Annotated in this window: 15 protein-coding genes and 1 tRNA gene; 9 read left to right on the top strand and 7 right to left on the bottom strand. The window is 65.4% G+C overall.

The window, feature by feature from the left end:
• Positions 1-72: 72 nt before the first annotated feature.
• Entirely contained in the window at positions 73-1173 is a 1101-nt protein-coding gene (locus ABZW16_RS40195; RefSeq protein ID WP_354961401.1) for an Ig-like domain-containing protein, read from the bottom strand.
• 350 nt (positions 1174-1523) lie between these two features.
• On the opposite strand from ABZW16_RS40195, the gene ABZW16_RS40190 reads away from it, so the two are divergent.
• A tRNA-Lys gene (locus tag ABZW16_RS40190) sits at positions 1524-1596 on the top strand.
• Between the two features lie 592 nt (positions 1597-2188).
• Here the strand turns inward: ABZW16_RS40190 and ABZW16_RS40185 are convergent.
• Positions 2189-2635, bottom strand: a complete 447-nt coding sequence (locus ABZW16_RS40185; protein ID WP_354961400.1) for a MarR family transcriptional regulator — start codon at positions 2633-2635, stop codon at positions 2189-2191.
• 45 nt (positions 2636-2680) lie between these two features.
• Here ABZW16_RS40185 and ABZW16_RS40180 point away from each other — a divergent pair, with 45 nt between their 5' ends.
• Positions 2681-4228, top strand: a complete 1548-nt coding sequence (locus ABZW16_RS40180) for an FAD-dependent monooxygenase (RefSeq protein ID WP_354961399.1) — start codon at positions 2681-2683, stop codon at positions 4226-4228.
• A gap of 162 nt (positions 4229-4390) precedes the next feature.
• On the opposite strand, the gene ABZW16_RS40175 is transcribed toward ABZW16_RS40180, so the two are convergent.
• Positions 4391-4552 carry a hypothetical protein gene (locus ABZW16_RS40175; protein WP_354961398.1) on the bottom strand — a complete coding sequence of 54 codons (162 nt, stop codon included), beginning with the start codon at positions 4550-4552 and terminating at the stop codon, positions 4391-4393.
• Positions 4553-4559: 7 nt separating this feature from the next.
• Between ABZW16_RS40175 and ABZW16_RS40170 the strand changes: the two genes are divergently transcribed.
• The gene (locus ABZW16_RS40170) at positions 4560-4931 is read left to right on the top strand and encodes an isochorismatase family protein (protein WP_354961397.1); all 372 of its coding nucleotides are present in this window, start codon (positions 4560-4562) and stop codon (positions 4929-4931) included.
• A gap of 82 nt (positions 4932-5013) precedes the next feature.
• Here the strand turns inward: ABZW16_RS40170 and ppgK are convergent, their stop codons facing one another.
• Both ppgK and ABZW16_RS40160 read right to left on the bottom strand, forming a co-directional pair.
• On the bottom strand, positions 5014-5934 hold the full coding sequence (gene ppgK / locus ABZW16_RS40165; RefSeq protein ID WP_354961396.1) for a polyphosphate--glucose phosphotransferase: 921 nt from the start codon (positions 5932-5934) through the stop codon (positions 5014-5016).
• Positions 5935-6332: 398 nt separating this feature from the next.
• A complete protein-coding gene (locus ABZW16_RS40160) occupies positions 6333-7433 on the bottom strand; it encodes an NmrA family NAD(P)-binding protein (protein WP_354961395.1) in 1101 nt (366 codons plus the stop codon).
• A 112-nt stretch (positions 7434-7545) separates the two neighbouring features.
• On the opposite strand from ABZW16_RS40160, the gene ABZW16_RS40155 reads away from it, so the two are divergent.
• A complete protein-coding gene (locus ABZW16_RS40155; protein ID WP_354961394.1) occupies positions 7546-8187 on the top strand; it encodes a TetR/AcrR family transcriptional regulator in 642 nt (213 codons plus the stop codon).
• Positions 8188-8318: 131 nt separating this feature from the next.
• On the opposite strand, the gene ABZW16_RS40150 is transcribed toward ABZW16_RS40155, so the two are convergent.
• Entirely contained in the window at positions 8319-8693 is a 375-nt protein-coding gene (locus tag ABZW16_RS40150; RefSeq protein ID WP_354961393.1) for a cupin domain-containing protein, read from the bottom strand.
• Between the two features lie 76 nt (positions 8694-8769).
• Between ABZW16_RS40150 and ABZW16_RS40145 the strand changes: the two genes are divergently transcribed.
• The 3 genes from ABZW16_RS40145 (at position 8770) to ABZW16_RS40135 (ending at position 10806) form a co-directional block, all read left to right on the top strand.
• Positions 8770-9240, top strand: coding sequence for a MarR family transcriptional regulator (locus ABZW16_RS40145; RefSeq protein ID WP_354961392.1), 471 nt, complete (start codon positions 8770-8772; stop codon positions 9238-9240).
• Positions 9241-9769: 529 nt separating this feature from the next.
• On the top strand, positions 9770-10399 hold the full coding sequence (locus ABZW16_RS40140) for a transglycosylase SLT domain-containing protein (protein WP_354961391.1): 630 nt from the start codon (positions 9770-9772) through the stop codon (positions 10397-10399).
• A gap of 95 nt (positions 10400-10494) precedes the next feature.
• On the top strand, positions 10495-10806 hold the full coding sequence (locus ABZW16_RS40135; protein ID WP_354961390.1) for a hypothetical protein: 312 nt from the start codon (positions 10495-10497) through the stop codon (positions 10804-10806).
• 1 nt (position 10807) lies between these two features.
• Here ABZW16_RS40135 and ABZW16_RS40130 read toward each other — a convergent pair whose 3' ends face one another.
• The gene (locus ABZW16_RS40130; RefSeq protein WP_354961389.1) at positions 10808-11272 is read right to left on the bottom strand and encodes a MarR family transcriptional regulator; all 465 of its coding nucleotides are present in this window, start codon (positions 11270-11272) and stop codon (positions 10808-10810) included.
• Positions 11273-11331: 59 nt separating this feature from the next.
• On the opposite strand from ABZW16_RS40130, the gene ABZW16_RS40125 reads away from it, so the two are divergent.
• Complete coding sequence (locus ABZW16_RS40125; protein ID WP_354961388.1) at positions 11332-12309, top strand: pirin family protein; 978 nt, start codon at positions 11332-11334, stop codon at positions 12307-12309.
• 136 nt (positions 12310-12445) lie between these two features.
• Positions 12446-12742 carry an excalibur calcium-binding domain-containing protein gene (locus ABZW16_RS40120; protein WP_354961387.1) on the top strand — a complete coding sequence of 99 codons (297 nt, stop codon included), beginning with the start codon at positions 12446-12448 and terminating at the stop codon, positions 12740-12742.
• The last annotated feature ends 42 nt before the right edge of the window (positions 12743-12784 follow it).

Below are 12784 nucleotides of genomic sequence, written 5' to 3'. Positions count from 1 at the left end.
AACTGAATATGGATACTTCTTATCTTCATATTATGAGTATTTATGTAATACGTTCGCTAGGTATGGCATTTGTTATGATGCCGTTAATGACTGCATGATGTCACCACGCTTGGCGTTCTGCAGCACCCACTGCGCATTCGCCGGACTGAGGTTCAGGCAGCCATGGCTGGTATTCGAATAGCCTTGCGCGCCAACCGACCACGGCGCGGAGTGGAAGAAGATGCCCGAGTAGGACAACCGGGTCGCATAGTCGACCGGCGTCTTGTAGCCGTTCGGCGAACTCACCGCGACGCCGTAGGTCGAAGAGTCCATGATGATGCGATCGAAACGGTCGCCGACGATGTAGATGCCGTTATCGGTGGGCGTGCTGTCCTTGCCCATCGAGGTCGGCATGGTCCGCACCACCTGACCGTTCATCTCCACCGTCACCTGCTTGGTGTTGTCGTCGGCGGTGAAGATCGTCGGATCGCCGATGGTAAAGAAGGAGTGGATGTTGTCCTGGCCGAACAGCCCATTGCCGAGATTGCGGCCGTAGACGTTCACATCGATGGTGACCTTGGTACCCGGCGCCCAGAAATGCTCCGGCCGCCACCGGACCTCACGGTTGTTCACCCAGTAGAAGGCGCCCTCTACCGGTGGCTCAGTGGTGACCTTGATCGCATTCTGCGCGGCCTTGCGGTCCGGGATGTTCTCGTCGAACTGCACGGCGACCGGCTGGCCGATGCCGACCACCTCGCCCTCGCCGGGCAGCAGAAACGGCTTGGTCTGACTGTTCGGCGAGCTGGTGGTGAAACTCAGCACGGTGGAGTTCGCGCCACCGAGACCGATCGCGTCGGCCTCGAGCTTGTAGGTCTTGCCGTAGCCGAGCACCTCGGTTGTCTCCCAGCTCCGCCCGTCGGCGGCCAGTTTGCCGCCGACCGGAGCCCCCTGCGGATTGGTCAATGTCACCGTGGTGAACTTGCCGTCATCGACCTTGAACATCATCGGCATGCCGGGAGAAACCCCAACCTCACCGTCCTTGACCGGGGACAACAGCTTGGGCTTCATCAGTTCGGTGATCGGATTGCGGTCGATGGCGACCGATGCGGTGTCCGCGGCGTTGGATGACGAGCATGCCGTCAAGGCCAGCGCGAACACCGCGAAAACGACTGCAGGTCCGGTGATCTTTCGCATCAACCGATGCCGACCCCGACCAACGCTCATATTCAACTTCAACCCCGTTTCAAGTCTCGATGCCGCGTCAGCGCACCGATGGCTTCGGATCCAACCGACACAGCTCCTCCCGCAACGCCGATGGAGTCCGGTCAAGATCACGCCCCCGCCATTCTGTCAGGCCGGAAGGCATGATCCAACGTGAAACCACTCCGCCGCTGGCAGGTTCACCGGTTAGATCACTTCCATCCCGCGCCGTGTTAACACCGGCCGCGGGCTCCCATCTGCCCCGGTCAGAAACCGATTTCACTTATGGGCACTCCGCCTGTTAATCTTTGTCCCGCACCGGAACACGGAGCACAGCAAGATCCGCGCCATTAGCTCAATTGGCAGAGCAGCTGACTCTTAATCAGCGGGTTCGGGGTTCGAGTCCCTGATGGCGCACTTAAATTAGCAGGTCAGGCCCGATACTATGGTCGGGCCTTTTCCGCTCTATCGGACCGTCACCAAAAGAACACCAAAAAGTCACCACCAATGGCGTGTTCCTCGGCTGGCGGTGCCTAACCCCAGCTCCAGCACGGCCGATGAGTCGGGCGCCTGCTGCGGCGAGACGATGCGGTGCGGCTCTGTGATGCCCTCGCGAGAATGCCCCAACGGCTTCGCGGCCGTTTTCGAATCCGACGCCTCAGCGATCTCGCGGCGAGGGTGAGCTCGATCTGGCGGCGGGTTGCGCCGGTCCAGGGCCCGCCGATTGGGGCCGCTCATGCCGGACTGCCGAACCACCGGTCGGCGGCCTGCTCGAACGCTCCAGGATCTGGGTCGTCCCGATCGCTCGCCCAAGCGACGATGCCCCGATGTCGAGGTCCGCATGGTCCTGCCCGGAACGGCGGTACTAGTCGCATGAGCGCCGCCTACCCGCAGTACACGCCCGGAACGGACGCCACACCGAAAGCTGGCATGCCAGGCGCGGTGGCTACCACCGCGGCGGGCGATCTGACGGAAACCCGTCGGAGAAGCTCGAATTCCTTCGCACCCCTCAGGCCGATTCAGCGCTGCCCCTGTCGAGGTTGTCGTTGAGCCGGATCAGCAGCTCCTCGAGGGTTCGGATCTCCGCCGACGTGAATCCGGCGACGGCCCGCGCGTTGAGGTCGGCCAGCTGCCGGCGCGCGGCGTTCAGGTGCGGGGCGGTCTCGGTGGCCAGCGTGATCGTCTGACTGCGCGCATCGCGGGGGTTGGGCGTGCGGCGGATCAGCCCGTCGCGTTCCATCCTGGTGAGCAGCTGGGCCATGGAGGGCTGCTCGATGCCGGTGGCGTCGGCCAGCTCCTTCTGCGTCAGCTCGGTGCCGTCGCGCAGCAGCGCGAGCACGGGGACCTGGGCGTAACGCAGCCCGAGCGGTTTGAGCGCGGCGTCGCCGTCACGCGCCAGCGCGCGTGCGGCGCGATTGATCAGCTGGGCCAGGCTTGGCATCGATGCGGTTTCCACATCCCTACTTTACATAGGATCCTATTTAGAGTTACATAGGATCCTATGAACAATAGCGTTTCCGTACCAACAGCCCAAGTAGCCATCGCGGGCGCGGGCCCGACCGGCCTCATGCTGGCTTGCGAGCTGCGGCTCCGCGGCATCGACGTCGTCGTGCTGGAGCGCCGCCCGGTCGGCACGGTCGGCGAGTCGCGCGCACCGGGCATCAATGCCCGCAGCATGGAGATATTCACCCAGCGCGGATTGGCCGAGAAGTTCCTCAGCAGCGGCAAGGTCCTGCCCGGGGTCCTGTTCTCCGGTATACCGATGGCCCCGCACCGACTCGATCCGGCCTGGCCCTCCGCGCTGATCCTGCCGCAGCACGAAACCGAGCGGATCCTGGCCGCCCGCGCCGCCGAGCTCGGCGTCCGTTTCCTGTGGTCAACGGCCGTGGTGAACCTGCACCAGGACGACACCGGCATCGAGGTGTTTCTCGAAAGGCCGCAAGGCCCGGCCTCGATCCGCGCCGACTATCTCATCGGCTGCGACGGCGGCCACAGCTCCGTGCGGAAGATCAGCGGCTTTCCCTTCCCTGGCGACGAGCCGGTCGCGTTCTGGGTGGTCGGCGACGTGTACCTGGACTCCCCGCCCGACGGCAACGGTGTTTTCGGCCGCAACGAACGCATCGGTACCTACCAGATCTCCCGGGCCGAATCGGGGCTGTTCCGCCTGAGCCTGATGCGGGCCACGCCCCCGGCCGACCGCACCGCACCGGTCACCCTGGACGAATTGCGCGAGGTCATGCGCGACGGCCTGGGCACCGATTACGGTCTACGGGACGCGCGCTGGATGTCGCGCTTCTCCGACGGCTTCCGCCACGTCACCCACTATCGCCGGGGCCGGGTCTTCCTCGCCGGGGATGCAGCCCACACCCACTCGCCCATCGGCGGACAGGGATTGAACCTCGGCATCCAGGACGCGGTGAACCTGGGCTGGAAACTCGCCGCCGTACTCGACGGCACTGCAGCCGACGCCCTGCTGGACACCTACCACCAGGAGCGGCACCCGATCGCGGCCACCGTGCTGCAGCTGACCAAGGCCCAAACCGCGTTGATCAAACCCGGACGGCAGAACGACGCTCTACGCGAGGTCGTCACCGACATCCTCACCGTGCCCGAGGTATGCCTGCGTCTGAGCGGAATCCTCAGCGGACTGGATCTGCGCTACCCACTCGGCGACACCCACCCCCTGCTCGGGCGGCGCATGCCAAATCTGCCCCTGACCACCGACCAGGGCAGCACAGACGTGTTCAGCCTGCTCCACCGAGCCCGTCCGGTGCTGATCGATCTCCGTGCCAACGGATCGACGGGCATTCCCACCCCGTGGACCGACCACGTGGACCGTGTCGACGCACGGCTCGCGCCCACCCGGTCCAGCAGCCCGTGGCACCTGCCCGTCTTCGGCGACGTCCCCGCCATCGACGCGGCCCTCGTCCGCCCCGACGGTTATGTCGCCTGGGTCAACCCCGCCACCCAACCCATCGACCACCACACTCTGACCGCCGCACTCACCCGATGGGTGGGCGCAGCCGACAGCAAGCTACCAACTCCCTGATGGCGCGCTTGAATGAGGAAGGTTCGGCGCCAACATGATTCGGTGGCGTGACCAGCGCACGGCAGCGTAGAACAATGCCCGACATGATCGAGAGCATCCATACCGACGACGCCCCGTTCGTGCGATTCCCCGACGGCACGGAGCCACCGCTGTCGCAGGCCATCAGAGTCGGCGCATGACGCGGGCCCGCAGCGGCGCCTGCACGGTCAGCCACGGCATCAGCGCAAACGACTGAAAGACCAGTGCTGCACCGGGATCGGCGCCCTCGGTCATCAGCCCGCCCAGGGGCCATGCATGAGACAGCAATTGATCGGCGAACAGCATCACGCCGATGCGGACCCTGCGGGGCGAGGACGCCGACTTCCGCGCCGCCGTCGAAGCCACCGGCCGTAAGAAGATGATCATGGCCGGCCTCTGGACCGAGGTCTGCTTGGCATTCCCCGCCCTTGACATGCTGAATGAAGGCTACGAGGTTTACCCTGTCGTCGACGCCGTCGGAGGGGTCTCCCCCGTCACTCACCAGACCGCAATCACCCGCATGGTCCAGGCCGGCGCCCACCCCATCACCTCGTTGGCCCTCGGCTGCGAACTGATGCGCAACTGGGCCCGCTCCGACGCAGACCTCTACCGGGTCATCATCAACGACTACTTCCACCGCAAGCGCCGAATCGGCGATGCCACCGGCGACCTCTTCCGTCAGTAGACCGGGTTCTGCACCGTTGGGAATCAGGGATGTGACTTTCTCGGGTTCAACATCCGCCGCCACCACAGCCGGGTCCTGCTGATCAAACCCAGCGAAGACGACCGCTGCCGCCGGGCGGGCTGGTTGCGCGCGTTGGATCGGCACGCGCAGCCACCGCTGCCCCAACGATCCCCGCGGTGTTCTGCAACGCGGCGGCCACCACCGGCGTGCGGTTCTTCAGCAACGGAATCCATTTGTCGCCCTTGCGGCTGACCCCGCCACCGGCGATGAACAGGTCGGGCGAGATCGCGTTTTCGATGGCGACCAGCACCTTCGTCACTTCCGGGGCCCACCGCTTGTAGCTCCAGGCGTGCCTTTCCTTGACCGACGCGGCGCCCCGACGCTCGGCCTCCATTCCGCCGACCTCGATGTGACCGAATTCAGTGTTGGGCAACAACACCCCGTTATGGATCACCGCCGAACCGATGCCGGTGCCGAACGTCAGCAGCACAATGACGCCGTCGTTGTCCTTGCCGGCGCCGAACTCGACCTCGGCCAGTCCCGCCGCGTCGGCGTCATTGAGCAGAGTCACCGACTGTCCGCCGAGTTCGGCGCTGATCACCTCCTGCGCGTTCACTCCGATCCAAGACTTATCGAGGTGCGCGGCGGTACGAGCTACGCCGCCACTGACCACACCCGGATAGGTGACGCCGAGCGGCGCGTCCCACTGGAAGTGCTTCACCACCTCGCGGATCGTGTCGGCGAGAGCCTCCGGAGTAGCTGGCCGCGGGGTCGGGAGTCTGAAGCGGTCGCCGATCAGCTGCCCGGTGCCGAGATCGACGACGCCGCCCTTCACGCCGGTACCGCCCACGTCGATGCCGAAGCCCCAGCGATGCGGCTCAGCCTGGCTCGGCTTTTCGCTGACCGAAGCGGCGGAATCGGTCAGGGATACTCCAGTACGTGGCGGCGGCCCGAGGTCGGCTTGCTCCGCAGATTCCGGGCTGGTCGCTACCGTGGGTTTCATCGAGTCCGCCTGGTCACGAATCGGAAATCGAGGCAGAGATTTTGGGAGGCTGCCCGTTATTCCAACAAAAAGGGCGCAAAGGGTTCGTTCACAACGGCACTGCCCGCTTCGGGCACCCCGCTGAACGGATACGGCGCATGTCAGGGACATACCCCGATACTGATGGTGCACATAACATCAAGCATCTATTCTCTCCCCCGGACCGGTATTCCTGCTACCGGCAAAAGCCGCCGGATCCCATCGCAGTTCGGCAGCGTATGTCAACACTGCAATACTCGCGGAACTGCGGGTGATTCACAGTTACCGGACTCGGGTGCCACGAGCGCCAGCGCAGACATTCCCGCTTCCACTGCGATGAGCGCCAGATCCACGAATTTCCTTTCCAGAGGTGAATGCAGTCAGTTGGATACGGCGTTGACCGGGACGGCGTCGTCAGTGGTGAGGGTGTGTTCGCTCCGCCAGATGTCGGACTCTCCAGAGAAGCGCGGAATTGCGGGTCTGGGTTGCTGCTGTGCGCGTTCGAACCGATCCACATCGCGCATCGGTGTGACAGCCATCAGCAATGAGTCCCAGGTCTCGCGCAGGAAGTTCCCGGTGGTACGGCGACATTCCGGCGCGGTCGCGTATCGGCGGGCGATGGTCACGAAGTCCTCAGGTTCCACGCCCGCGACGTCACGCACGTGCGTCGTCGGTCCGCCGAACTGCCATGTTCCCAGCGCGTATTCGGGCATGTAGTGGTGCAGGCTCGACTCGAGGAACACGTCGAAGCCCATCCGCTTGGCACCCACCCGCACCGCTTTCATGAACATGCGTGGAGGGACGTCGACGTGACGCACCCGCCGGCCCAGCGCCTCACCCATCGCATTCGCGAGGTCTGCCCCGGACATCAGTGTCGGACCGGTCGGGCGATAGGACCGGCCGTCATGCCGATGGGGGTCGAGCAGCGCGCCCACCGCGACCCTCGCGATGTCCTCATTGGACGGCGGCGCGTTCAGCCCCGCCCCGGTCGGGAACGGCATTATTCCCATCTGCGCGGCCGTCGGTAGCAGGTTGAAGTAGTTATCGGCGAAGAACCCCGGGTCGACGGCCACGTGCGCGGTGTCGGGCAGCATTTCGAACAGCTTGTCCGTCAACCAGGCGTGGCGGGTCATCAGCGACGGATGCTCGGGACTGGCCAGCCATTGGCCCAGCACCACCACCGCCTCCACCCCCGCCCGCCGCGCGGCCACCGCGAACGCGACCGCACTGTAGAGCACGTGCGGGTGGTAGGGCGGATTGAAGTAGAGCCGATCAACACCCTCCAGTGCGGCCTGCACCTGCGGTATATCGAACATGTCTGCGACCACGATCTCCGCACCCAGGGCCCGCAGCCGCGCGCTGCGAGCGTCCTCGCGATGCACCAGAACCCTGGTCAGTACCCCGCGTTCCAGCAGTTGGGTGGCCACTGCGGAGCCGACCTTGCCCGTCGCCCCGGTTACCAGCACTCGCGTTTGCTTCATCACATGTCCTTCCGTGAGATCGACCAATGTGACCACCGGTCACTTCTGGATATGAGTGTGCGCCTCTATGTGACCGTTGTCAACATAAGGCTCGGCGTACGATCCTGGAGATATGACTGCTAGTGACACCCGGCCCGACCGGCGCTCGTCGTACCACCACGGTGCGCTGCGGTCCGCGCTGGTCGAGGCGAGCGTCGCACTCGCCCGCGAGGGCGGACCGGACCGGGTCGTCCTGCGGGAGGTCGCCAGGGCGGCGGGCGTGTCCCATTCGGCCGCCTATCGTCACTTCGCCGACCGCGAGGCGCTGCTGGCCGAGGTGTCCCGGTACGCCAGGGCACAGCTCGGGGCCGAGATGCGACGCCGCATCGACCAGACCGACGACGTGCTCCTGCGTCTGGGCGCGGTCGGCGCCGCCTACATCGACTTCGCATTGTCAGAACCCGGCCTGTTCCGTTGCGCGTTCGTCTCGCACCCCGTGGCTGCCGGCGAACCACCCGCAGAACCCTCGACCGACGACGCCGCGCCGGAGCCGTTCACGATTCTCGGCCGAGTCCTGGATGAGGCGGTGCACGCGGGTCTCATGAGGCCGCAGCGCCGCCCCGGCGCGGAGATCGCCGCCTGGTCCGCCGTGCACGGACTCGCCGTCCTACTCGTCGATGGACCGCTTCCCGATACCCCGCCGGCCGTCGCCTTCGCCGTCGACCAGGTCCTCACGCTCATCGCCAACGGCCTTCTCAACCAAACGGATACGTAACCGGCAGCAAAAAATCCCCCCGTCGGCCGCATGCCGACGGGGGGATTTTTTGTTCGATCAATGCGATAACGCACCGCCATCGGAGCGATAACGGCGGGTGTGTCGTTGGACACGTGGCCAGTTGGCCCCGATCAGCTGGCCCATGGCGGATTGATGACCGTTCCATCGAGCAGCTCACCTTGGAAGCCGACCGGAACGGTCACCAGGAGGGTGGCGGTTTCGGTTCCGTTGTTTTCCAGGTTGATGGTCGAGCCCGCCGGGGCGAGGGCGGCATCGCCCACTCGCAATTCCTCCGGCTGACCGTCGATGGTCAGGGTCACCACACCCGCGATGATGACGAATGCCTCCTCTCGTAAAACCTTGTGCGGCATGCCCTTCAAGCCCGCGGGCACCTGGGTCTGCCAGACGCACAGTTCGGCACTACCCATACCGGGGCGGATATAGGAGGTGAATCGAGTGCCGTGCATTTCGTGGGTTTCGGCCTCGGCGGCACGGGTCACAGGCATGTCTTACTCCTTCATTTGGTCAAGCAAGTTGACTATATAGTCAAGCAACTTGCCCATCTGTGTCAAGATGTCAGTCATGTCGGATCTGAAACCCGCTTCGACCCTGCGCCCCGGACAGGATCTCGCCCTGCTCCTGCTGGCCGCGGGGGCGGCCGCGACCGACGCCATCCATGCGGGAGTGGTCGCCGCCGGATTCGCCGACGTGCGGCCGACACACGGGTTCGCCTTCGTCCGACTGGCCCCGAGCGGTGCGACGGTCGGCGAGCTGGCCGAGCATCTGGGGGTGACCAAACAGGCCGCCAGTCAGTTGGTGGACGAACTCGTGCGCAAGGGCTACGCCGAACGCAACGCACATCCCGACGACGCCCGCGCGCGACTGATCACCCTCACCGAAAAGGGATGGGCCTGCACACGCGCGGCGGATGCCGCGGCGGCGAACTTCGCCGACCAGTGGGCGTCCGTTTTGGGCGATTCCGCAGTCGCCGAATTGCGTAACAATTTGACCCGCGTGGTGCCCCCCGGACGGGTCCGTCCGGCCTCATGGTGACCAAATTGAGACAAAGTGGCCCGCGTTACAGATAAAAAATTGTGACCTGCGCCACAGCGCGTTTAGGAGCAAACTCCCCGCATAGATAGGGTTTTCAGAAGCCCGACCAGGGCTTTCCAAGATCGGCAACCCCGCTCGTTCACCGCTCGTTCACCCTGCATTAACCCATCGTGACCAAGCTGAGATCAGGTCACGAACAGGCCAACAGTTCGGTTACAACCGTGGAGCAATCCACACACAGTCGGAAAACGACCGCAACGGCAGATGGGTTTTCCCCGCCGCGGTCGCCGGAGATTCAGCGGCACTGACCGCATTCTCCCCGCACGACAGCGGCACCCGCCGGGAACCGACCCCGGGTGGCTCTTACCGCGTCGGGCGCCAGGGCTTCGCCTGGCCTTCACAACAAAACCCGAAAACAGCATACGAACCGATTCAGGCGGGCCTTCCCACCGGGTGCCCCGTCGGAGATCCGCGCTGCCTTTACCGGGCCGGATCGCCTCTCTGGACACGACAAGGAACTGATTTCGAAATGCTCGACAAACGCCTCTCTGCTTTCCGCCGCCTGTCGCTCCGTGACAGTGTCACCCTCGCTGTCGCCGCAGCCGGCATCATCGCCGTCGGCACCTCCTCCGTAGTCGCGCTGGCCGACGACAGCGTTCCGTCGCGCATCGCCATGGTCGCCGAGCAGCAGCCCGCCGCCCCCGCGGTGACTCCCGCGGCCGAGCCGGTCGACGCCCAGGCCATTGCCGGCCTGCCCGCATTGCCCGAGCTGCCGCCGCTGCCCGAGCTGCCGCCGGTCCCCGGCCTGACCCCGCCGCCGCCCCCGGCCCCGGTCTACGAGGACAGCCTCGACGGCTGGATCCACCACGCCCTCGACATCATGGCCGCACAGGGCATCCCGGGCAGCTACAACGGCATCTACCGCAACATCATGCGCGAATCCGGTGGCAACCCCCAGGCCATCAACCTCTGGGACTCCAACGCCGCCGCTGGCATCCCCTCCAAGGGCCTGCTCCAGGTGATCGACCCCACCTTCAACGCCTACCACGTCGAGGGCACCGCCTGGGACATCTGGGATCCGGTGGCCAACATCACCGCCGCCTGCAACTACGCGGCGCACCGCTACGGCTCGATGGACAACGTCAACTCGGCGTACTGATCCAAGACTGCCTCGACAACGCCTCCCCGCCCGACGGCGGGGAGGCGTTGTCGTAGGGTCGACGCAGACCAACCACCATCGATGTGGACTGCGCCATGACCGATTACGCCCATTCCGACCACGCGTCGAAAAGCCGCGCCGAGAAGGCGCGCCGCCTCGCGGCCTATATCTGGGATCGTGGCATCACCGGGGCCGAACTGCTGGACCTGCCCGCGGCGATCCTGCGAAAACTGGCGCGCGCCGCCGAGACGAACCCGCCGAGCACCGGCGAAACCTGGACGAATGTGGCCGACCTGCTCGACGAGAAGGACACCTGGGCCGCTCGTTATCCGGATCATCCTGCGGCACAACGCAATCACACCGATGAGAAACTGCTGTGGGTGAAACCGCCGATCACACCGTGGTGATTCAGTAACCGAGTTCGGTACCGCTCTGCGCCTCGGCGACCACCTTATCGGCCAGCGACCGCAATGCCCGCGCCTCCGCGGGCGTCATGGGGTCGACGAAGATCCGGCGCACCAGTTCGACATGGTTCGGCGCCGCCTTTTCGAGCACCTTGCGTCCGGCCGGTGTGAGTTCGACCAGAATCCCCCTGGCATCGTCGGCGGCCGGGCGGCGGTTGACGAGTCCGCGAGAAGCCATGCGCGCCAGGTGTTTCGAGAGCCTGCTCTTCTCCCAGCAGACCTCGGCAGCCAACTCCTTGGCGCGCAGGCAGCCGCTGGGGGCGGCCGACAGCGGCACTAGGAGTTCATAGTCGGCGGTGGACAGGCCGTCCTGGGCCAGCCCGGCCGAAAGCGCCGCGTCCAGCCGCTGGCGCAGCCGGATAAAGGCCTGCCAGGTCTCCTGCTCGTCATCGTTCAGCCATCGGACCACGGGAATGATCCTAGCCAGCCTTTGGTTGACATGGATACCAACCCGATCAGGAGGTGCCCATGCCGGCTATTACCGTCCCCGACATCATGGTGCTGCCGCGACTGCCTCGCCCGATCGATGCCACGCGCGAGCGCAAGGTCGGCACTATCACCACCGCCCATAAGCAGCGCGAAGGTGCGGGCTTCGAAGTGCGCCGCCCATTCCCGAGCATGGATCTACGCTCGGCCGATCCATTCATCCTGCTCGACCAGATGGGCCCGGTCGCATACGAGCCGTACGAGGCCAAGGGCGCACCGTGGCATCCGCACCGCGGATTCGAGACCGTCACCTATGTCATGGACGGCACCATGGTGCACCACGACTCGAACGGCGGCGGTGGCGTCATCAGCGAGGGCGACACCCAGTGGATGACGGCCGGATCCGGCATCCTGCACGACGAACTGCCCGCCGAGGATCTGGTCGTCGCGGGTGGCTGGTTCCACGGCATCCAGCTGTGGGTCAATCTGCCGCGCGCACAGAAGATGGCTACACCGCGCTACCAGGATCTGCGCGGCTCCGAACTGACGATGGTCAGCTCGCACGATGGTGGCGCACTGGTGCGCATCATCGCGGGCGAGATCGGCGGTTTCGAAGGCCCCGGCTCGACCTACACCCCCATCGCCTACGCGCACGCCTCCATCACACCGGGCGGACAATTGGAAACCCCATGGCCGCAACGGTTTACCGCGATGGCATATGTGTTGTCCGGCAGCGGAACGGTGGGCGCCGAACGCCGACCGGTCAGCGAAGGACAACTCGCCGTCTTCGGCCCGGGCGACTCGCTCACCCTTACCGCGGATGCGGTGCAGCACAACCGAACCGGCGACCTGGAGGTGCTACTGCTCGGCGGCCAGCCGATCAAAGAGCCTGTCGTGCAATACGGTCCGTTCGTCATGAACACCCGCGCCGAAATCATCCAGGCAATGGCGGACTACCAGGCCGGGCGAATGGGAAATATTCCGGCCGAACACTCGGCGGGCAAGCGTCTGGGCGAGTGACGGCGGTAGCGGTGATCTTCCCCTAATCCCCCTATTGTCAAGCTGCGCGGTTGACAACGGAGCGGCCCGTCACAACAGTGGATGCGGCGTCTCCCCCTGGACGCACATCCACCGCAGCAAACAAACAGAGGAATATATGAACGTTCGCCGGCTCACCGTCAGCGTTGCCGCCGCGGGATTGACCTTTTTAGCGGCGCCCGCAGCCCTGGCCGACGTCCCCTCCGGTTCCGCAGGAACGGGTTCATCCGCAATCGATACCGGTTCGGCCGCGACCGGCTCGGCAGGCATGTCTCAGACCGGCTCGGCCGGTGGCGCATTCGCCAACTGCGATGAGGCCCGCGCGGCCGGTCGGGCGCCGCTGTTCCGCGGGGAACCGGGCTACGGCCCGCATTTGGATCCGGACGGCGACGGTTTCGCCTGCCCGACGGTCTGATAGCCCAGAAACGCAGAACACCCGGTGTGGCTGGCCACACCG

The sequence above is a fragment of the Nocardia sp. NPDC004604 genome, assembly GCF_040609795.1.
GTDB lineage: Bacteria > Actinomycetota > Actinomycetes > Mycobacteriales > Mycobacteriaceae > Nocardia.
The sequence above is the reverse complement of the archived record's forward strand: the minus strand, read 5'-3'. Positions and strand labels throughout refer to the sequence as shown.